This window comes from Pseudomonas sp. AC112, from assembly GCF_979253545.1.
In genome coordinates this window covers 371,430-390,739 of the sequence record NZ_CEEDCM010000001.1, presented here as the reverse complement: position 1 = coordinate 390,739, position 19,310 = coordinate 371,430, and the positions used below count along the sequence as shown (strand labels likewise).

Annotated in this window: 17 protein-coding genes; 7 read left to right on the top strand and 10 right to left on the bottom strand. The window is 57.7% G+C overall.

The features are described from left to right. The first annotated feature begins 1 nt into the window (after nucleotide 1). Nucleotides 2-691 carry a response regulator gene (locus AC0IYN_RS01965; RefSeq protein ID WP_078047530.1) on the top strand — a complete coding sequence of 230 codons (690 nt, stop codon included), beginning with the start codon at nucleotides 2-4 and terminating at the stop codon, nucleotides 689-691. A 114-nt stretch (nucleotides 692-805) separates the two neighbouring features. On the opposite strand, the gene AC0IYN_RS01960 is transcribed toward AC0IYN_RS01965, so the two are convergent. Next, nucleotides 806-1,843: a patatin-like phospholipase family protein gene (locus AC0IYN_RS01960; protein ID WP_069022479.1), complete on the bottom strand. Its 1,038-nt coding sequence runs from the start codon at nucleotides 1,841-1,843 to the stop codon at nucleotides 806-808. A gap of 217 nt (nucleotides 1,844-2,060) precedes the next feature. On the opposite strand from AC0IYN_RS01960, the gene AC0IYN_RS01955 reads away from it, so the two are divergent. The 3 genes from AC0IYN_RS01955 to AC0IYN_RS01945 all read left to right on the top strand — a co-directional run bounded on the left by AC0IYN_RS01955 (nucleotide 2,061) and on the right by AC0IYN_RS01945 (nucleotide 4,033). Continuing rightward, on the top strand, nucleotides 2,061-2,339 hold the full coding sequence (locus AC0IYN_RS01955; RefSeq protein WP_024074187.1) for a hypothetical protein: 279 nt from the start codon (nucleotides 2,061-2,063) through the stop codon (nucleotides 2,337-2,339). Between the two features lie 44 nt (nucleotides 2,340-2,383). Next, nucleotides 2,384-3,145, top strand: a complete 762-nt coding sequence (locus tag AC0IYN_RS01950; RefSeq protein WP_471840378.1) for a CHAD domain-containing protein — start codon at nucleotides 2,384-2,386, stop codon at nucleotides 3,143-3,145. A gap of 90 nt (nucleotides 3,146-3,235) precedes the next feature. Continuing rightward, entirely contained in the window at nucleotides 3,236-4,033 is a 798-nt protein-coding gene (locus tag AC0IYN_RS01945) for an acyl-CoA thioesterase (RefSeq protein WP_471840377.1), read from the top strand. A 2-nt stretch (nucleotides 4,034-4,035) separates the two neighbouring features. Here AC0IYN_RS01945 and AC0IYN_RS01940 read toward each other — a convergent pair whose 3' ends face one another. From AC0IYN_RS01940 to AC0IYN_RS01915, 6 genes are all read right to left on the bottom strand, one after another. Further along, nucleotides 4,036-4,398 (bottom strand): Mpo1-like protein, encoded by a 363-nt coding sequence (locus AC0IYN_RS01940; protein WP_078047533.1) that lies wholly within the window; start codon nucleotides 4,396-4,398, stop codon nucleotides 4,036-4,038. Between the two features lie 558 nt (nucleotides 4,399-4,956). After that, complete coding sequence (locus AC0IYN_RS01935; protein WP_457249234.1) at nucleotides 4,957-5,361, bottom strand: Imm50 family immunity protein; 405 nt, start codon at nucleotides 5,359-5,361, stop codon at nucleotides 4,957-4,959. 44 nt (nucleotides 5,362-5,405) lie between these two features. After that, nucleotides 5,406-5,807: an Imm50 family immunity protein gene (locus AC0IYN_RS01930; protein ID WP_457249235.1), complete on the bottom strand. Its 402-nt coding sequence runs from the start codon at nucleotides 5,805-5,807 to the stop codon at nucleotides 5,406-5,408. Next, nucleotides 5,804-10,522 (bottom strand): RHS repeat-associated core domain-containing protein, encoded by a 4,719-nt coding sequence (locus AC0IYN_RS01925; protein ID WP_471840375.1) that lies wholly within the window; start codon nucleotides 10,520-10,522, stop codon nucleotides 5,804-5,806. The genes AC0IYN_RS01930 and AC0IYN_RS01925 overlap by 4 nt, the downstream gene beginning before the upstream one ends. A gap of 198 nt (nucleotides 10,523-10,720) precedes the next feature. Then, entirely contained in the window at nucleotides 10,721-12,202 is a 1,482-nt protein-coding gene (locus AC0IYN_RS01920; protein WP_471840374.1) for a methyl-accepting chemotaxis protein, read from the bottom strand. Nucleotides 12,203-12,298: 96 nt separating this feature from the next. Next, the gene (locus tag AC0IYN_RS01915; protein ID WP_457239832.1) at nucleotides 12,299-13,105 is read right to left on the bottom strand and encodes a TatD family hydrolase; all 807 of its coding nucleotides are present in this window, start codon (nucleotides 13,103-13,105) and stop codon (nucleotides 12,299-12,301) included. A 237-nt stretch (nucleotides 13,106-13,342) separates the two neighbouring features. On the opposite strand from AC0IYN_RS01915, the gene AC0IYN_RS01910 reads away from it, so the two are divergent. The 3 genes from AC0IYN_RS01910 to AC0IYN_RS01900 all read left to right on the top strand — a co-directional run bounded on the left by AC0IYN_RS01910 (nucleotide 13,343) and on the right by AC0IYN_RS01900 (nucleotide 15,861). Further along, nucleotides 13,343-14,764 carry an MltF family protein gene (locus AC0IYN_RS01910; RefSeq protein ID WP_078047538.1) on the top strand — a complete coding sequence of 474 codons (1,422 nt, stop codon included), beginning with the start codon at nucleotides 13,343-13,345 and terminating at the stop codon, nucleotides 14,762-14,764. A gap of 103 nt (nucleotides 14,765-14,867) precedes the next feature. Beyond that, complete coding sequence (locus AC0IYN_RS01905) at nucleotides 14,868-15,302, top strand: DoxX family protein (RefSeq protein ID WP_025859184.1); 435 nt, start codon at nucleotides 14,868-14,870, stop codon at nucleotides 15,300-15,302. 250 nt (nucleotides 15,303-15,552) lie between these two features. Further along, on the top strand, nucleotides 15,553-15,861 hold the full coding sequence (locus tag AC0IYN_RS01900; RefSeq protein WP_025859183.1) for a hypothetical protein: 309 nt from the start codon (nucleotides 15,553-15,555) through the stop codon (nucleotides 15,859-15,861). Nucleotides 15,862-15,865: 4 nt separating this feature from the next. Here the strand turns inward: AC0IYN_RS01900 and AC0IYN_RS01895 are convergent, their stop codons facing one another. The 3 genes from AC0IYN_RS01895 to AC0IYN_RS01885 are packed head-to-tail and all read right to left on the bottom strand — an operon-like array spanning nucleotide 15,866 to nucleotide 19,260. Then, nucleotides 15,866-17,596 (bottom strand): Gldg family protein, encoded by a 1,731-nt coding sequence (locus AC0IYN_RS01895; protein ID WP_457239831.1) that lies wholly within the window; start codon nucleotides 17,594-17,596, stop codon nucleotides 15,866-15,868. A 15-nt stretch (nucleotides 17,597-17,611) separates the two neighbouring features. Further along, nucleotides 17,612-18,337 (bottom strand): ABC-2 transporter permease, encoded by a 726-nt coding sequence (locus tag AC0IYN_RS01890; protein ID WP_406597376.1) that lies wholly within the window; start codon nucleotides 18,335-18,337, stop codon nucleotides 17,612-17,614. After that, nucleotides 18,334-19,260, bottom strand: a complete 927-nt coding sequence (locus AC0IYN_RS01885) for an ATP-binding cassette domain-containing protein (protein ID WP_471840371.1) — start codon at nucleotides 19,258-19,260, stop codon at nucleotides 18,334-18,336. Before AC0IYN_RS01885 ends, AC0IYN_RS01890 begins: the two co-directional genes overlap by 4 nt. Nucleotides 19,261-19,310: the final 50 nt, after the last annotated feature.

The window sequence follows — 19,310 nt, the reverse complement described above, 5'->3', positions numbered from 1 at the left end:
CATGAGCCAGACCTCGACGATTTTGGTCATTGATGACGAACCCCAGATCCGCAAATTCCTGCGCATCAGCCTGGCCTCCCAAGGTTACAAAGTGATTGAGGCCGGCACCGGCAACGAAGGCCTGGCCCAGGCCGCCCTGAGCAAGCCGGATTTGCTGGTGCTCGACCTTGGCCTGCCGGACATGGACGGCCAGCAAGTACTGCGTGAATTCCGCGAATGGTCGACGGTGCCGGTGCTGGTGCTGTCGGTACGGGCCAGCGAGGTGCAGAAAGTTGAAGCCCTTGATGGCGGCGCCAACGACTATGTGACCAAACCCTTCGGCATCCAGGAATTTCTCGCTCGGGTGCGCGCGTTGTTGCGCCAGGCGCCGGCGGGCGAAGCCCAGGAAGCCGCCCTGCGGTTTGGCCCGCTGACGGTGGACCTGGCCTATCGCCGGGTGCTGCTCGACGGAGCTGAAGTGGCGCTGACCCGCAAGGAGTACGCGGTGCTGGCGCAACTGGCACGGCATCCGGGGCGGGTGATTACCCAGCAGCAACTGCTCAAGGACATCTGGGGCCCGACCCATACCGAAGACAGCCACTACCTGCGCATCGTGGTGGGGCACCTGCGCCAGAAGCTGGCGGATGACCCGACCCAGCCGCGGTTTATCGTGACCGAGGCGGGGGTGGGGTATCGGTTGTTGGGCGGATAGATTTTCGGCGCTTGCTCTGGCGTCATCGCAGGCAAGCCAGCTCCCACATCGAGAATGCATTCCCCTGTGGGAGCTGGCTTGCCTGCGATGGCGCCATCAGCGACACCACGCATTTCAGCGCTGCTCACTCTCATACCGATCCAACGTATCACTGGCAATCTCCCGCCCCAGGGCGATCAATTCCGGCGCTTTGTAGAATTCGAAAAAACGGCACACTCGCTTCGGCACGTTGATCAGCACATCCGGCGGATACCCGGCAATCTTGTACTGCGCCAGCGACGTTTGCATCACCTCGAAGCTCTGGTTGATCAGGTCCAGCAGCGACGCCGGGCCGACGTTATCGATGATGAACGACCCGGTCGCCGATTTCGGTGCGCCGGGCTTTTCCGGTGCGGCGGCGGGTTGTTGGGATTCCGGCTCGGCGGACTCCAGCCACGGGTTGATCTCAGCGGCCTGCGCCTCCAATGCCTCCTGCTCCAGCTTCATCAACTGTTCGGCCTGCTTGCGGCGAAATGGCAGGTGCGAGCCGAGTGATTTCGCCAGGTTGTTGAAGCGACTCTTGAAGGCGGGCGGACGTTGGATCACCGGCAACTGGTAGTGCTTCTGGTTGGTGGCGTTGAGGTTGACCGCGATGATCAGGTCGCAATGGCTCGACACCACCGGCACGATGGGCAGCGGGTTGAGCAGGCCGCCGTCCACCAGCATGCGATTGCCTTGCATCACCGGGGTGAAGAGGCTGGGAATCGCCGCCGAGGCGCGCATGGCCTGGTGCAGGCAGCCTTCCTGGAACCAGATTTCCTGCTGGTTGGTGAGGTCGGTGGCGACGGCGGTGTAGGGAATGCGCAGTTCTTCGATATTGATCTCGCCGACGATCTTGCGGATCTGGCCGAAGACCTTCTCACCGCGAATCGCACCCAGGCGAAAACTGACGTCGACCAGGCGCAGTACGTCGAGGTAGTCGAGGCTCTCAATCCAGTTCCGGTATTCATCCAGCTTGCCGGCGGCGTAGATCCCGCCGACCACGGCGCCCATGGAACAACCCGCGATACAGGCGATGTCGTAGCCACGCCGTTCGATTTCCTCGATCACCCCGATATGGGCGTAGCCCCGGGCCCCGCCGGAGCCCAGCACCAAGGCAACACGTTTTTTCATGGACCATGTCCTCCCCAAGGCAGGTGCCCACAATGCACCCATGAGGGGCCGGCTTCAATCTTCGTGGCGGCCTGCAATATTTTTCCTGGGTCGCGGTGCTGCTCGGGTATGCTCTGGTCCCTAGGTACTACCGATTTCAGGCTAAGGACAGGCACTTTTCCATGTAGGCAACGTCTACAGCGTACGACTGTTTTTTCTTTATTTTGAGGTGTCATCGATGAAAGCCTGGATGTGTGTGCCTGTGATCATGTTGGCCCTGGCCGGTTGTGCCGGGAAAACCGCATACCGCGACAGCTGCGGCACCCAATTGGACGCGGCCTGGAAAGAACTGGACCTGGCGAAGGCTGAAGGGTTTGCTGGCACCGTAAGCTACTCCAAGGCCTTGTCGCTGTTGACGGGCGCCAAAACCCAGCAACAATTTGAAGCGTTTGAAGGCTGTTCCAACAAGGCCGAGAAGGCGCGGTTCTATATTCGTGAGTCTCGCGCCGGGCGTTGACCTGTAGTCGCGAGTAGAACTTTTCATCAGACAGTGAGGGCAGGATGTCAGCTTTGGTCGATCAGTTAGTCGCTCAGGTCATTGGCCTGGAAGTAGGGTTACTGAGCTGCCAGGCTCGCCTAGCCGCCGTCACCGACGATGAAGCCCTGCATGACCTGCGCACCACTGTGCGCCGCTTGCGCAGCCTGTTGCGCCCTTTGCGCGGGTTGCCTGGGGTTGAACAGCTTGAGTTGGCTGCCAGCACCATCGGCCAACTGACGACGCCGCTACGCGACCGCGAGGTGCTGGCGGCGTATTTGCACCAGCATGGCCACCATGAAGCCGCCGACCGGCGCCTGCGCCTGCAACCCGATGCCTATCGCCACGTGGCGCAAAGCTCGGAACTTGCGCATCTGCTGCTGATCCTCGATGCCTTTCCGCGTTTCATCCGTGCTTCCGAACACCAGAAACTGCTCAAAGGCCTGCGCCCGCGCATTGAAAAACGCCTGGCCAAGCAGTGGCAGAAACTCGATGAGGCCCTGAAGGATCCGGACCACGATCGCCATCGCCTGCGGTTGCTGATCAAGCGCGTACGCTACGCCGCCGAGGCCTACCCCGAATTGGACAAACTGCCCGCCAACGCCATGGCGCGCCTGAAAAAGGCCCAGGGCGCCCTGGGGGATTGGCACGACTGCTGGCAGTGGCTGATCCAGGCTGAGCACCAGCCGGATTTGCAGCCTTGTGTCGCGACCTGGCATCGAACCATGGCCAAGGCTGAAGGCCAGGCGGATCGGGTGCTGGACAAACTCAGCGCCGCTTGTTTCTGAACCGGTCCGGCATTTGGCCGGAATAGGCGCTGTACCTGTCGGGCGCGATGGTTAAGATCCCTCATCTGTTCCTTTTGATGTGAGACCGCCATGCGCTTTAGTGATTTGCTCGACGCCGCCCGCAGCAACCCGCTGGATGTCACCATCCCTGCCGAATGGGCCCAGGGCCGCGCGACCTTTGGTGGTCTGGTGGCTGCTTTGCAATACGAAGCCCTGCGTGCACAGGTACCGGCTGATCGTCCTTTACGATCGCTGGCAATCACCTTCGTAGGCCCGGTGGCGCCGGACGTTCCTGCTCAATATCAAGTCGAAGTGTTGCGCGAAGGCAAAGCCGTCAGCCAACTGCTTGGCCGTGTGATACAGAACGGTGAAGTGGCGACACTGGTGCAGGCAAGTTTCGGCGCGTCCCGTGAGTCAGAGATCGCTGTCGAGAGCGAAGCGCCCCCGGTGTTCAAACATTGGGATGAGTGCCAGGAACTGCCCTACATCAAGGGCGTCACACCCGAATTCATGCGCCACCTGGCGATGCGCTGGAGTGTCGGTGACTTACCCTTTACTGGCAATAAATCCCGGGACATGGGCGGTTGGGTTCGTCTACGCGGCGATGTCAAAGAAGAGCCCCTGACTGAGGCGCATATTCTCGCCCTGGTTGACGCTTGGCCCCCAGCCTTGCTGCCGCACCTGAAAAAGCCGGCTCCCGGCAGCACCCTGACCTGGACCATTGAATTCATCCAGCCCTTGCAGGATCTGACGACCCTCGACTGGTGCCAGTATTACGTCAACATCGAACACGCCCGCGATGGCTACGGCCATGCCGCTGCCGCCCTCTGGAGCCCGACCGGCGAGTTGATCGCCATCAGCCGCCAGACCGTAGTGGTCTTCGCCTGACCTCAATGTCGGTGGCGCTGCCGCCAGGCGCGCCACCAGCCGCCGCTTAGTACAAAGCGCGGAAAAGTCACGAACTGCTCGACCACCAGACGCTGCACCGCATCTTTACGGTCACTGAACGGCTCACTGGCCTCGGCTTCCAGGCTATGGCCATGACGCTGCAACGCCAAGCCGGCCAGGATCCCGACCACCCCCACGGCAAAACTGGCCAGGTTCAGGCTGAACACCCCGGACACAATCAACAGAAACCCGATGATAAACAGCGGCACGGCAATCAGGTGCAACGCCAGATTGGTAGGGTGCTGATGGTTCTGCGGGTAGTTACGCCATTGCCAGGCGGGGAGATTGGGATGACGTTTGCCCATGATGGTGAATCCTCTGTCCGTTGAAATAGCATGGAGAGAGTTTAGGTGGGGTTGGGGGGAGGGGCGAATTGGGGCTGGCTATGGGGGTCATAGAGGGCAATTTGTGGAAGGCACGCCCGTGCCCAAATAACGCAGTCATGATCGTCCATATGCATTAGAAACGTGAGGTCCTGATCGGTTACCCAGAATGGGTATCCGGTCGTTTCACCCAGAACCTCTGCAATGTCTTGTGCATCATGGATTTTCCACGCCCGGTATGCTGAGTCGAACACCAATAATACTAGGTTTTCTTGACTAATCCGATGCTGTATTTCCTGCCTAAAAGTTAGGATTGTGTTCTGCGCTTTTTTCGTTCAGTTCGACTGGATCGAGTACGTTACTTTCTGATGTGAAGAACTTCTTAGTCAGAGAGTTAATAAGATTTTCGAGTTCGGTCGATTCTATTTTTTAGCATGGATATCTAAAGTTTTGAATGAGCTGTCTATCTCTTTTTCAAGATGATGCATTAGGTAACACCGCCTAGGGGTATCCTTGGGGGGGGTATTGTTTTTGGGTTGTTTAGAAGTAATAGTCGTTCGGATCGTTAATGTAAACATTTGGCCCGTTAAGTGAAATGAATTTTGCGTTGAATTCTATAGATGTATTTTCGCTGGTAGCTTTAAAAGTGAAGTAGTCTGGTTTTTTATTGATTTTTACTGTGAATAACTCATGCGCAGGAATGTTAAGGATCTTCAGATTATCAATGTCGTTGCAAGTTATTCCAAGTCTGCACATGTTGTATCCTTTGTTTTTCCATTTTTCTGGTAAATTATCTGGGAATTCGGGTATGTCGAAACCTAGTCCAATACAAGGTTGATCATTTTCTACCCTTAATGAAAAAAGAGCTATTTTTCCAATTTCAATAGGATGGCTGAAGATTTTACTGAGCAGTATACTTCCGTCTAACTCGTTCCAATATTTCATATTTTTCCGGGGGCCGTATTTTTTTTGTTGTTGATGCCAGCATTCTAGAAATTATCATCGTTTCCTTTGATGTAAATATTTGGGTCGCAAAGTGAAATCGATTGTGCTTTAAATTCGATTAAGGAATCATTGTTGGTAGCTTGGAATAGAACGTGGCTATGCTCTTTTGTTATTTTTACAAAAAGCTTTTTATGGGTCGGTATATTCAATATTTTTAGATCTCTAATCTCGTAGCAGTCAATGCCAAATCTACAAACGTTGTAGCCTTTGTTCTCCCATTTTTTCGGTAGTCTATCTGGGAATTCAGATATGTCGAAGCCAACTCCTAGGCTCGGGCGGTCATTATCTATCTGTAGAGAGGTTAGAGTGATTTCGCCTATTTCAACAGGCTGGCTGAAAATCATCTCAAAAAATATATTCTTATCGAGTTCGTTCCAGTATTTCATTTTTTTCTCCTGAAGAAATAATGTGATTCAGCATCGATTAGTTTGCCGTTTCGGGGTTGTTCAATTGGTCGTAAGTTGAAGTGTGCTGTTTGATCTCCAACGCCATCTACTCTGCCGAATTTGTGCCCCGCCGAGTGATCCTGAATAAGTACTTGTGAGCCATCCTCTCTCGTAAACTGATATACCCTAGTCTCTATTGGTTGGCCGGCGGCATTGAGTATTTTCTTATTGCTTTTATCGGTCATTAGTTCTGTTTTGTACTGTTGCACTCGTCCTGTTTTCGGGTGGATAGACACATCCGGACCTTGATTCATCGGTATGTGGGCATCCCTTTTAGCTTGCCTGAACGCCCCCTTACGAGAAACTTCCGGGATGTCCGGTTCACTAGGAGTAGAGCAAGAGGGATTTTTCTTTATCGATCCAGGGCAGTTTGCGCTGAGCCCCAAAGGATCAATCCACCCCGTAGGGTTGGGCACGTACTGATACGCGTTGATCCCGCCCGCTAATTTCACCGGGTCTGGCGTGAGGTAGCGACCAACATCCGGATTGTAGTAGCGATGACGGTTGTAATGCAGTCCGCTTTCTTGATCGAAATACTGTCCCTGGAAGCGCAGCGGGTTGTCGACTTCTCCTATGTCGAGACGGCTGATTTCGCCATACGCGCGGTAATGCGCGGACCAGACGATTTCGCCATCCGGGGCGGTGAGTTCCTGCGGGGTGCCGAGGTGGTCAAGTTGGTAGTGGTAGGGCTTGGTTTCCTTTGGGCCGAAGCCTTCCAGCAGGGCCAGCGGGCGAAAGCTGTCCGGTTCGTAGAGGTAGCTGCGGTGGCGGTTCACGTGGTGCTCGGCGATGAGTTTGTCGCCTTGCCAGAAGAACTCAGTCGTGATGCCGTCGACGGTTTTGCTGATGCGGCGGCCAAATGGGTCGTAGCGATAGCTAGCGGTCTGGCCATTGGGCGTTTTAATGCCGATCAGCCGATGCTGGCAGTCGTAGCGGTATTCGGTGACGAGTCGATGGCCTTTGCCGCGTCGTTCGCGAATGAGGTTGCCGAAGGCGTCGTAGTCGTAGTGGTGGTCGCCCTGGATCATCAGGCGGTTGCCGGCGACGATGTCGGGGCCGGGGCGGTTTTGCATGAGCAGGTTGCCGGCGGGGTCGTGGCCGAAGCGTTCTTGCTCGTCTTGGGAGTGGTCGGCGCGGGTGAGGCGGCTTAGGGGGTCGTAGTGGTAGCGGTGTTCGCCTTTGCGAGTGTCGAGCAGGCGGGTGAGGTTGCCGGATTTGTCGTAGTCGTAATGACGGCGGTATAGCGGGCCTTCGGCGTCGTTGATGCTCTGGTTGAGCAGGCGTCCCTGGTGGTCGTGTTGGTAGTGGCTGAGCAGTTGGCCTTGTTGGCGTTGCTGTTCCTGGCCAGCTTTGTAGAGATGAGATGTAAGGATTTCACCGTTCAGTTCGACGGTGGCGAGGTGACCGCCTTTGTCGTGTTTGAAGGTGAGGCGGTTGTTGTCCGGCAGGCGTAGGTTTTGAAGGTGGCCGCAGGCGTCGTAGCCGTAACGCAGGGTGCCCCAGCCTTGGTGTTCGGCGGTGAGGCGATTTTGAGCGTCGTATTCGTAGGCCAGGGCCCAATGACCATCTTCGACGCTTAGGAGATTGCCCTGGCGGTCGTAGGCGTAATCAACCTTGTTGCCGTCGGGCAGGGTTTTTCGTACGAGCCGACCGGCATGGTCGCGTTCGTAGCGGGTGACCAGCTGACTGCCGTCATCGCCGTGTTCGGTCTTTTCCTGCAGGTTGCCATTGAGGTCGTAGACGTAAGCCGTGCGCTGGCCGTCAAACCCGGTTTCCTGCTGGATCAGGCCGCTGCTGTGGTACTGGAGCCGATAGGTTTCGCCAATCTCGTTTTCGATCTCGGTCAGCAACAAACGCGCGTTGTCGTAACGGTATTTGACCTGGCTGCCATCAGCGTTGATGCGCCGGCTGATCAGGTGCAGGCCGTCGGCGTATTCGTAGCGGGTGACGTGCCCCAGTTCATCTCGTTCGGAGGTGATTTTTCCGTAGGGGTTGTAGCTGTATTCCCTGAGCTCGCCGCCTGGCTGCACAACGCGAATCAACCGACCTACGCTGTCCCACTGATACTGGGTCAGCGCGCCATGTTCATCTTCCCGCGCAATCTGTCGCCCCAGATCGTCATAGCGATAACGCTTGATCCCACCATCCGGCAACTGCTCCTCAAGCAACTGCCCACGCTCATTCCACACCAGCCGCTGACAGCTATGATCCGGGTACCAAACCCCAACCAGCTGCCCGTATTTGTTGTAGCTGTAGTCAGTTACATGACCGTCAGGATCGGTCTTGCGCGTTACATCGCCTTGATCATTGCGCTCATACTTCCAAACCGCCTGACCCCGCCTTACAACCCGTACGAACCCGTTGTCATGCTCGTAGGTCGTTGGCTCATCGTCCCCCGGAAACAACGCCACCAAGCGCCCAGCTTCGTCGTACTGATACGCCGTGATCGCGCCCAGCGGATCCTGCTCAACCGTCAGCCGGCCGTTGTCATCGTAGGACTTAAAGTGCTCGGCCCCGTCTGGATCCACCCGTTGCACCAGCCGTGCGCGCTGGTCATGCACGTAGACTTCCTGGCTACCATCGGCGTTAAACACCGTGACTTGCCCGTTGTCGTCCCAGGCATACCGCGTGTCCATCTGCGAAAAGCTCGCCCAATGCCGGACACACCGCGCCGCCTTGCCAGCCCGTTCCCACTCCCAGTAGAAACTCGCCCCACCGGCCAAGCCGCGCTCAAGAATGACGTGCTGATCGTCGTACCGGTAAACCTCGCTTTCGCCGACTGCATTGGTCGCCGAAATCAGTCGGCCAAGGTCGTCATAGGCGTAGGAAACAACCGTCTGTTCCGTCACCCAAACATACGGACCCTCGTCCACGATGCGTTGAATTTGGTAGTCCACCGCCACGATCCGCCCCGACGCGTAGCGCAACAACAGCGAGCGCCCCACACCGTTATCGAGCCGCTCAATGCGGCCCAGAAAATCCCGGGCAATACGCAGTCGGTTGTCATACGCGTCGCTGATCGCTGTCAGCACACCGTCGCGGAAGTGGTAGAAACGTGACGCCTGAGCCAGCACCAGTTCATCGGGCAACGACCCGAGATAGATCGCCGCTTCAGCCAGGCTATTGGTGATTGCGGGACGGGAAACCGTGGGCAAGGGCAGGGTGGTCGAGCGATTTTCATGATCGGTCCACACCACCGAATCACCGGAAACACTCAGCCGATGGGCCAGTGAGTGACTCCAACCAAACCCCAGCCCGCAATCCATTTCCACCGCGCTGGTGCGGTACAACCGGGTCCACTCAAACGGCAACATCCCGTCCAGCGCACCATCGGTGAGGGTCAGCAGTTCTTCGCCCGTGACCATCGACACCGGGCAGCCGTTGGTGGCGGTCTTGTCGGAAGAGGCGGCAGCATCCCCAGCCGGATTTTTCGCAACTGCGGGCACGTCATCCACAGGCTCTTGCCGCACCAACACCGTCCGTTGCGTGGTCTTGTCCCGGACCACCGACACCGGGTTGGAAACCAACTGATCCCCAGCCTTCAACGTCGCATCCGGAATCACCTTGATCGGCGTCCCCGCGCTCCCCAACAACAACGGTTTGGCCGCTTCGACATGCACGTCCAACCGAGGCCCTACCAGTTGATCGGCCAGCCTCTCCAACCATTTGCGTGCTTGGCCAGACTTGATGCTCCCCAACACCCGCATACCCAGGCGAACCTGAACCCCCATGCCCCGCGTCGCCCAGACCAGGAATAGGTTGATCAGCACCTCGCCGGTAATCTCGCCCAGCAATTCATACATCTGCGGCGGCGGCAGCATGCGTATCCAGGCGGCCATGGCCGACAGATAGATAAACAACAGCGGCTCATCGCTGAGCACAAGCAGACCCTGGGCGATGGTGTCTTTGCCCAGTTTCAGCAGTTCGTTGAGCTCGGCCTGCGAGAGGTAATGCAACAACTTCTGGCTATTAGCCTTGATATCCGCCAACAGCTCGTACAGTTGGGTGAAGTTGTCCCAAAGGTTGTAGAGCGCCTTGGCAATCCCGTTTGAAAGCGCCAGGCCTTGAATCGCGCTGCGCTCGAACGGCGTAGCGTTGGCGAAGTCGCGCCATTGCGGCTTGAAAGTCTTCTTCCACTCATCACGCAGGCCGACTTCCAGCCCCACGATGACCGACTGATAAGACGCATATAGCGCCTTGACATGATCCTTGGAGACATTGGGGTAGAAGGTGATTTGATAACGTTGATCGCGGGGGCAGTCTTTGATTTCAAGAATGCCGCTCGGCCCAATCGTTCTATGGATGGGCGGGCCCATGTGGCTGCCGTCCGCAGCAATGGCCTGCAGCATCACCGGTGTGTTGCCAATGGGCACAAACCGCGTGCTCTCGAACATGTGCACCAGGGTTAACGAGCCCTGGGCCTTGCAGGTGGCAACCGTGCGACTGGGCTTTTTGGACGATGCGGCAGCGACGAGGGAGACCTCTTCCCCGACCTTGAACACCTGCTCCACTTCCAGTGCCGAACCACTCCAGAAGTGCTCGGCCCACTCGTCAAAAGTATTCAGGCAATGTCGGAAGTCGTGAAACACGCTATCGACGTCCGGCTTGTTGCCATTCATGGGCGACAGGACGAACTTGGCGATAGCCGGCATCATGAGGCGGGCCCCTTGAGTGGGGCACTGAGTGAGAGGTGCATCGGCGGTCCCTCGCGCTGATTGATCAGGCGAGAGACTTTGGAGAGGTTGGTAGGGGAAAGAAGTCGGCTTTATTCGCTGGAGTGGGTAGGACGCTTCGCCAAAACCTCGGGTTTACCGAGGCTTTGTTGTAGGAGGTGGATTACAGGTTGAGCAGTCCTACAGCTTCAACTGCCCAATCGCCTTGCTCAGTTCCCCGGCCAGCGTTGCCAGTTCATTGCTGGTCGTCGCGGAGTCCACGGTCTGTTGCACGGTGTTCTCGGTAACGTCGCGAATGCTCACGACCGCGCGGTTCATTTCTTCGGCGACGTGGCTTTGCTGTTCGGCGGCGACGGCGATCTGGGTGTTGCTCTCGCGCATCTGCGCCACGGCGCCAGTGATTTCGGCAAGTGCGGCGCCGGCTTCCTGGGCTTGCTGCACGCAGTCGTCAGCCTTGAATGAGCTTTCCTGCATGAAGTCCACCGCGTCGCGGGTACCGGCTTGCAGCGCCGAGACCATGCGGGTGATTTCGTCAGTGGAGCTTTGCACGCGCTTGGCCAGGTTGCGCACTTCGTCTGCGACCACGGCAAAGCCACGGCCCATTTCCCCGGCGCGGGCGGCTTCGATGGCGGCGTTGAGGGCAAGCAGGTTGGTCTGCTCGGCGATGCTGTGGATCACGCTGACCACGCCGTTGATTTTCTGGCTGTCCTCGGCGAGCTTCTGAATCATTTCGGCGGTTTGTTGCACACCGGTGGACAGGCCGGCAATCGAACGTTGCACGCGGGTGACCACTTCCTGGCCGCTACCGGCGAGGGTGTCGGCGGTCTGGGACAGGTCCCTTGTGGCGCCTGCGTGCTGGGCAATGTGATAGACCGTTGCAGTCATTTCGTTGATGGCGGTGGCGGCCTGGTCGGTTTCGCTTTGCTGGCCGAGCATGCCGTGTTGCACCTCGTTCATGCTGCTGGCGAGGCGCGCGGCGCCGTCGTCCAGCTGTTGGGCGGTACGCGCTACGGTGCTGACCACTCTCTGGTAGCCCGCCTGCATCGCGTTGAACGCGCTGGCCATCTGGCCGACTTCATCCTTGCACGCCAAGGGGACGCGGGCTGACAGGTCGCCGGTTTTTTCCACGTGCAGCATCACGTCCTTGAGAGTGTTGAGTTGGCTGAGCAGGAAGCGGATCAGCAATTGCGAGGCGCCGAGCATCGCCAGCATCAGGATCAATACCGCCACCGCGTAGTTGGCGAAGCGCTCGCCGAACACCTGGGTCAGGCTAGGCGCATAGGCGAGCACAGCGACATATTGGCCGTCTGGACGCGCGTTGACTTCGGCCCCCATCAATGGGTTCTCGCCGAACAATGGCATGTGATTGATTTCGACCCAGCCGAGTGTGCTGCCCAGGGCTGATAGATCCTGACCCGCCAGTTGTGGGACTTGGCCGCGCTTGAATGTCAGCCAGTGTTCGCCCTTGGGCAGCGCTTCGCCGGCTGGCCAGGCGCTGAGCAGGTGCGCTTGGGCCTGCGCCGAGGCCCGGGAAGCATCGCTGCGTGCCTGTTGTTCGAGCTGCACGGCGTAGAGCACCAGCAGCAGGGTGGTAATGAAGGCGACCGCGTTGACGGCCCAGAATTTGTACTTCAGCGAGATATTGCTAAGCCAGGCACCCATGGAAGGTTTTCTCTGATAGCGGAAACAGCATTGGCAAGGTGCCATTATTGTGCCGCTATCCCGGAAAACGGTTTTGACATGGGTCAATGCACCGCATCACTCCACGTCGGGCAAGCCAAAAAAGCGCCGGGCGCAGGCGGTGCTGTGACGGGCCAGGTCTTCCAGGCTCTCGTTGCGATGCAGGGCGACTTCGCGCAGCACTTCCGGCAGATACGCAGGCTCGTTGCGGCCATTTTTTGGCTTGGGACGCAGGGTCCGCGGCAGCAGGTAGGGCGCATCGCTTTCCAACATCAGGCGACCACGGGGAATTTCCCTGACAAGCGGATGTAGGTGAGTCCCACGGCGTTCGTCGCAGATCCAGCCGGTAATACCGATGTGCAAGTCGAGGTCGAGGTAGCTGAACAACGCCGCCTGTTCGCCGGTGAAGCAATGCACCACGGCGGCGGTGAGGTGGTCGCGGTAGTCCTTGAGGATGTCCAGCAGCCGCTGGTTGGCGTCGCGTTCGTGTAGGAACACCGGCAGTTTCAGCTCAACGGCCAGGTCCAGGTGCTGTTCCAGGACTTTTTCCTGTTGTGGGCGCGGTGAAAAGTCCCGGTTGAAATCCAGCCCGCATTCACCCACTGCGCGTACGCGGCTTTCAGTGAACAAAGCGCGCAAACGCTGGGCGCTGTCGCTATTCCAGTCGCTGGCGGAATGGGGGTGGATGCCGGCGGTGCTGAACAAGCGCTGGCCGCTTTCATCCAGTTTTGCGCACAACTCCAGGGCCTGTTCGCTGCCCTCGACACTGGTGCCGGTGAGCACCAATTGCTGCACGCCGGCGGCATAGGCGCGCTCGAGTACGGCCTGGTGCTTCTCGTCGAAACTGGGGTTGGTCAGGTTGACGCCGATATCAATGAGTTGCATGGTGCTATCTCCGCCTGCGGCCGGAAAGCATATCAGAGCTGTAGATTTATAAGAAAAACTAAGAACTACAACGAGTTATAGCTGTCTTTGAACGTCGCAAGTGACATTGTGGTCGGCCAGACGCCCTCCACCCTGCCACCGTTGCGCGCCTTGCCAGCGCATAAAGCGCTCTGTTTCTGACACCCACCGCCTCGTTTTTCGTGAGCGCGTTGGCCAGTATTCTTTTCCGGAGAGCGGATGATCCGACCCTCGGCGTTGCTTATGTTGTGCCTGACGTTGCTGCTGCCCATGGCGGCGGTCGCGCGTCTGGACGGGCCGCTGGAAGTGACCAAGCCCGGCAAGGTCCGCGACCTGGCGGAAATTCGCTCCAGCCGTACCCTGCGCGTACTGGTCAACCAGAGCCGTAACAGCTCCGGTGAGGTGCAAGGCCAGGCTATCGGTGTCGAATACCATCGCCTGCGCGCCTTCGAGCAGTACCTTAATGGTCATGCCCGTGATGGCCAGGAAATCAACCTCAAGATCATTCCCAAAGCCAAGGACCAGTTGCTCGGCGCGTTGGCCCGTGGCGAAGGCGACCTGGTGGCGCCGGGTGAACTGCTCGATGTGAAGGCCGCGCACAAGATCAGCACCAGCGACCCGATTGCCAGCGATGTACCGTTGTGGTTGGTGGGAGTGAAGGGCGAACGACGGTTTACCAAGTTGGAGCAGCTGTCGGGACGCACCCTGGCGCTGACCACCGGCAGTGCGGCGGCGGATGCCATCAGCCAGGTCAACCAGAAGCTGGCCCTGCACAAACAGCCCCCCATCAAAGTGGAGTGGGTGGACCCGACCCTGGCCGTGGAAGACGTGCTGGAGATGGTCCAGGCGGGTATTTTCCACCTGACTATCGTCGAGAAACCGATTGCCGAACGCTGGTCGAAGATCCTGCCCAAGTTGCGCTTCGACAAGCAAGTGGCGATCAGCGAACCGGGCGACGAGTACTGGTTTGTGCGCCAGGACGCGTCGATGCTGCGGGCGAGCATTGACCGATTCCTCAAGACCTATCGAACGCCTTCCGACCAGGATGTGGCGTTCCAGCGCATCTACCGTCGCCTCTATCAAGTGCGTAATCCACTGGCCCGCGTCGACCGCCAGCGCCTGGAGAAACTGCGTCCGGTCTTGCAAAAGCATGCCCGCGAACAAGGCATGGATTGGCTCAACCTGGCCGCCCTGGCCTTCAAGGAATCGGCGCTGGACCCTGGCGCACGCAACAGCGGTGGGCCGACCGGCTTGATGCAGATCACGCCCTCGGCGGCGCAGCGAGTAGGGGTCAACAATATCGAGAATCTCGACAGTAATGTGCAGGCCGGTGCGCGTTACCTGGCGATGATCCGCCGCAAGTTTTTCGCCAGCCCCAAGCTTAACGAACGCGAGCGCATGGCCTTTGTGCTGGCGGCTTACAACATGGGACCGGAACGGGTGCAGGGTATGCGCACCGAAGCCAAGCGCCGGGGGCTCAACCCCAATCAGTGGTTCTTCCAGGTTGAACGCATTGCCATGGAGCAAGTAGGGATGGGCGGCGTCAGCTATGTTAATAGCGTCAATAAGTACTACTTGGCGTTCGACCGGGAACGGGAGTCCCTGGAGCCGCCAGCGCCGAAAATCGCCTCACGGAAGTGATCGATTTTATCGATATTAATCAGGCGTTTTTTCGGCTTTTATCATTGCTTAAACTGATTAATATAGCGGCCAACCAACCCCTACTTTGAAAAGGATTATCACCATGAGCCCACTGATCAAAAGCATCCTGTCCACCCGCGCCGGTTACGGCCTGACCATTCTGCGCATCGTTGTCGGCATCATCTTCGCCGCCCACGGTTCGCAAAAACTCTTCGGCTGGTTTGGCGGCTACGGCTTGGCGGGTACTGCCCAGTGGATGGAAAGCATCGGCCTGGCGCCGGGTACCCTGATGGCGCTGCTGTCGGGCGGTACCGAGTTCTTCGCCGGCCTGGCGCTGATCATTGGCTTGCTGGCTCGCCCTGCGGCATTGGGCCTGACCATTCTGTCGCTGGTGGCGATATTCTCGGTGCACATCCATAACGGTTTGTTCATGGCCAACAACGGTTATGAGTTCGCCCTGGCCTTGCTCGGCGGCTCCCTGGCGGTATTGCTCGAAGGTGCTGGCAAACTCTCCGCCGACCGCGCCATCGCCCACTGATCCTTCTGCCGCACCCTGAACAGGCCCGCCATGCGCGGGCCTTTTCGTTGCTCGGGATTCTTGACACCGCCCCACCGGCTTCTCTAGGATGCCGCTCATGCGCCGATTTAAACAGCTAATTGCGGGGCGCCATGGGTGATCGTTATCGGTCCCGACAGAAGCATGCTCCATGCTTCGAAATTCCGCTAAAGCGCTGGTTCGGTGTTGCCTCTCACCTGCCCGCAGACTTTTGAGGCAGAGACACGACACGATGAATGCACTACGCCCCCTGATACGCCTGGCCCCGATCACCGCGGACCTCACGCAACGCAATCCGAAAATCCTTCTTGGCGGCAAGCACCAGCCGACGCTGTTGCGTTACCTGGATGGCTGGCCGCGTCGTACGGGCCGACCCTCGGCATTCCTGATCCAATTTGTGGAAGATGGCGATTCCCTCGCGCGGTTTGCCAGCAACAGTTTTGACCTCGCGGTGATCCAGGCCCCCAGCGCCAGTGATGCCGATGAGGTCATCCGCCATCTGACCCGCATTGCCCGCCAAGGACTCATCGCCCGTCGTTGAGCAGTCAGTGAGCTGCTCTGGCCGCGCGCAGCTGACGTCGACGATGGCCCATAAAAACCATCAAGGCGATCAGGCATAACGTCAGCGGTATCGCAAAGATCATGGTCAGCTTGATGGCCCATTCCAGGCGTTGCACTTGGTCATAAGCTTCGCGCTGCAAAGCATGCAGCTCCATGGGCAGGCGCAGGCGTTCCTTGTTGAGTGCTTGCAGTTGGGTGGTGGTGGTCACGGTCTGGGTGCCGAGGGCCGTTTCCCACGGATTCAACCGTAGCCATTCCTGCTCCGTCCGATGTAGGCGTCGCTCCAGTTCGCTGGCGTTCAGGCGATAGGCCTGCTTGGCGGTTTCGCGCATGGCTTCCAAGAGTGTCGGTGACCTTTGCGGGGCGACGCGAGGGCGAACGGCGGCGAGTGTGTCGGGCGCGGAGAGGTTGTCCAGCGTATTAAGGACGAACAGCGCGTTGCTGTCAGGCGCCAAGGTGCTGACCTGGTCCGTGAGCATGTCGGTGTCTGCAATGACCACCACATGAATGTGCTCTGCGTTTTGCACACCGGGCGGCTGTCCCTTGATCCCATCGGGAAACACCGAATAGCCTGGCCCTTCGATACGCGCGGCAATGACATGGCGGCGCTCCTGTTTAGAGGCCTTATCTATCAAGGTGTCTAGCGTGGTGGTGGTCGGCAGGTTGATGGCATCCACCAGCACCGATTGCTCAGAACTATGCAGGAGAGGGGTGAAGGTCGTACGGCTAGTGTTGAGCCGCAAGAGAGCACCACTGCTCGATACCGTTACCCTGTTGAGGTTCCAAGTACTGACGTCGTGTGTAGTCATCGCCTGACGGGGCAGGTCCAGCCTGGCCCGATTGGGGGCGCTCGCTGTATCCCAAGGCGTATAGGTGTAATCGACCAGCAGCTTGTCCGCCGGCATATGAATACCCCAGGCTGCAAGCAACTCGTCCAGTCGCGTATTGGCAGGGGGGGCGGTAGCGCGTTGCTCGCTCAAGGGGTCGATGAATATCATCAATTTACCGCCCTTCAATACAAATTGTTCAATCCCATACAGCGTTCGTTCCGGTAACAGGCGAGGGTGCACAACCATCAACGCTTTTATGTGGCTGGGGATCTGCGTGGCGGTCGATGCCAATGTGACCAGATCAAATTCCCGCTGCAGCTCCTGAAAAAGCCGACTCGCCGGTTCGTTCATCGCCATCCCCGCTAACAGCGCCACAGTCGGCTTCTCTGGGGACTGCAACTTATAGAGCAGATGGCTGATTTCGTACTCAAGCAAGGGCGCTTGGTCGAGGCGGAAGGAGGCGATACGTCGGACGCCGTGACCCGTACGAGTGCCGATGAGGCCGATGAACCCTGCGCTGTCGTCGAGCCCGGACAGCCTGGCTTTGTAAGCGTCTTCCGAAAAAGGCGTTGGCTCAATAAGGTGCAGGTTGACCATGCCTTTGGCTGCACCTTCGTACTCTTTGAGCAGATCCTCGATACGTTTGCCATAGCGTTTTTCGGCATAGCTTCTTTTCGGGTGATTGTTTGAATTGAAGTAATACAAGTCCACCGGGCTTGCCAGCGTGGCGACCAGTTGTTGAGCGGCTGGCGACAAGGTATGAATTTTTTGCTCTGAAATATCCCACCGTATATCAGGAAGTTTAGCGATCCAAACCAGATTGAACGCCAGGAAAAGCAGCAGGATTACGATGAGTGTCATGCCAGTGCGCAGAGTGGGCCGCATTAAGGACTTCCCTTCTCAGCTGTGTTTATAGTTGAGCGTGACTGTCGTCGCAGAGAGAAAGGCGAAGATCATGCTAATAAAGTAAAGCGTGTCGCGAAGGGTGAGCTTTCCATCGCCGATACTGTTGAATCGCAACGCAGGACTAAGTGAAGCCAGCGTGTCTATCAGCCCGATAGGGGCTTGATGTTCAAGGGCATCCAATAAAGAAGAAAGTCCGCTGGCAATCAGTAATAGCCCCAGCGTCAGTAGGAAAATGACGGTGCGTTGATGAACCAGTACGCAAATAAAACAGCCGACCGACAAGTAACTGCCGGCCAACAACCAGCTCGCTAGAAATTGCGAGGCGATGACCGTGTTGTCTGCTTCACCCAGATAGTTTGCAATGATCACGAGCGGCAATGTCATCAGCAAGGCAGTGCTTGCGACGAACCAGGCGGCGAGGAATTTTCCGACAACCCAATCAAACGCTGTAACGGGCAGGGTTTTCATCAGGCCCAGAAACCCATTATTGGCTTCATCGGACCATAATTGCGTCGCCAGGGCGGGGATCAGTAGCAAGTATAGCCAGGGGTGGAAATGGAAGAATACTTGCAGGTCACTGTTGTTTTGTTCCAGCCAGGGGCTCGTGTACAGCCCCAACGCCACTGACAGCATCAAGAAAATTGCAATGTTCAAGTAGGTACTGGGTGTGCGGGCGTAACTGGCGAGCTGGCGTATCAGAACGATCGGCAACAGTTTCAAGCGGACGCCTCCTGGCTAAGATGGTGGACCACATCAGTCAGGCGACCCGGCTCCAGGTTCAATGCGTTGATTTTCCATCTGCGACTGGCAATGAGCGTGTTGATGTGGGGATAAATGGTGTGCCCGGGCATGGCGAGGACAGTCACCGTACCGGGCGCATGCCGATGCTCTTCAATGCCTGCCACTCCTGGCAGCACGGCCAGCGCCAGCAAATCCAGCGGACTCTCTGCGGTGAGGGTGACTGCCTGGAAGTGTCGGGAGCCGCGCTGCAGGTCGGGCAGGGCGGTATCGGCCACCAGGCGACCGCCTGCAATGACCAGTGCACGCGTGCACAAATCGGATAATTCATCGCAATGACGAGAGGCTACGATCACCGTCATTTCCTGCGTCAATGATTGGATAAGTGCCCTGAACACAGGTTTTTGCTCGGGCGAGAGTCCTTCCGTGGGTTCATCCAGCAGTAATAGTGAGGGTCCATGCAGAATGGCCTGGGCAATGGCGACTTTGCGTTTCCAGTCGATGGTGAGGGTGTCGAGGGGGGCATCGAGCACCGCAAATAACTCCAGTCGTGCTACAGCATGCTCCAACCGCGTGCGTTTGTCGGCGCCGTGGAAGCCGCGTAGGGCAGCGATGAACCCGAGGAATGTCTTGACGGACATAGTTGGGTGACCGGGATCGTTGGCAAGTTGATAGCCGATAAGATGCTTTGCTTTCAATGGGTGGGTTTGCATGTTGAAACTCTGGATGCTTATAACGCCGCTGGAGGGTGGTGTCGAACCCGCTATGAGATTGAGTAGTGTTGTTTTGATAGTAGCGTCTTGCCCAAACAGTCCCAGGCATTCTTGTTGGTTGGCGCTGAAAGAAAAGTCGCTGAGGATGATCGAGTTGCCCGCGTGTTTTGTCAGATTGCTTATTTCGATCATTTTTTTACCGAATAAGTTTGGTATGACGTAAGGGAAGTTAAAAAAGGGTA

Coding starts and splice junctions, on each gene's coding strand:
- AC0IYN_RS01955 (WP_024074187.1), top strand. CDS start 2,061: ATGAAAGCCTGGATGTGTGTGCCTGTGATCATGTTGGCCCTGGCCGGT.
- AC0IYN_RS01940 (WP_078047533.1), bottom strand. CDS start 4,398: ATGGGCAAACGTCATCCCAATCTCCCCGCCTGGCAATGGCGTAACTAC.
- AC0IYN_RS01935 (WP_457249234.1), bottom strand. CDS start 5,361: ATGAAATATTGGAACGAGTTAGACGGAAGTATACTGCTCAGTAAAATC.
- AC0IYN_RS01895 (WP_457239831.1), bottom strand. CDS start 17,596: ATGCGGCCCACTCTGCGCACTGGCATGACACTCATCGTAATCCTGCTG.
- AC0IYN_RS01925 (WP_471840375.1), bottom strand. CDS start 10,522: ATGATGCCGGCTATCGCCAAGTTCGTCCTGTCGCCCATGAATGGCAAC.
- AC0IYN_RS01930 (WP_457249235.1), bottom strand. CDS start 5,807: ATGAAATACTGGAACGAACTCGATAAGAATATATTTTTTGAGATGATT.
- AC0IYN_RS01960 (WP_069022479.1), bottom strand. CDS start 1,843: ATGAAAAAACGTGTTGCCTTGGTGCTGGGCTCCGGCGGGGCCCGGGGC.
- AC0IYN_RS01905 (WP_025859184.1), top strand. CDS start 14,868: ATGAGCCCACTGATCAAAAGCATCCTGTCCACCCGCGCCGGTTACGGC.
- AC0IYN_RS01910 (WP_078047538.1), top strand. CDS start 13,343: ATGATCCGACCCTCGGCGTTGCTTATGTTGTGCCTGACGTTGCTGCTG.
- AC0IYN_RS01885 (WP_471840371.1), bottom strand. CDS start 19,260: ATGATCGAAATAAGCAATCTGACAAAACACGCGGGCAACTCGATCATC.
- AC0IYN_RS01915 (WP_457239832.1), bottom strand. CDS start 13,105: ATGCAACTCATTGATATCGGCGTCAACCTGACCAACCCCAGTTTCGAC.
- AC0IYN_RS01950 (WP_471840378.1), top strand. CDS start 2,384: ATGTCAGCTTTGGTCGATCAGTTAGTCGCTCAGGTCATTGGCCTGGAA.
- AC0IYN_RS01945 (WP_471840377.1), top strand. CDS start 3,236: ATGCGCTTTAGTGATTTGCTCGACGCCGCCCGCAGCAACCCGCTGGAT.
- AC0IYN_RS01900 (WP_025859183.1), top strand. CDS start 15,553: ATGAATGCACTACGCCCCCTGATACGCCTGGCCCCGATCACCGCGGAC.
- AC0IYN_RS01920 (WP_471840374.1), bottom strand. CDS start 12,202: ATGGGTGCCTGGCTTAGCAATATCTCGCTGAAGTACAAATTCTGGGCC.
- AC0IYN_RS01965 (WP_078047530.1), top strand. CDS start 2: ATGAGCCAGACCTCGACGATTTTGGTCATTGATGACGAACCCCAGATC.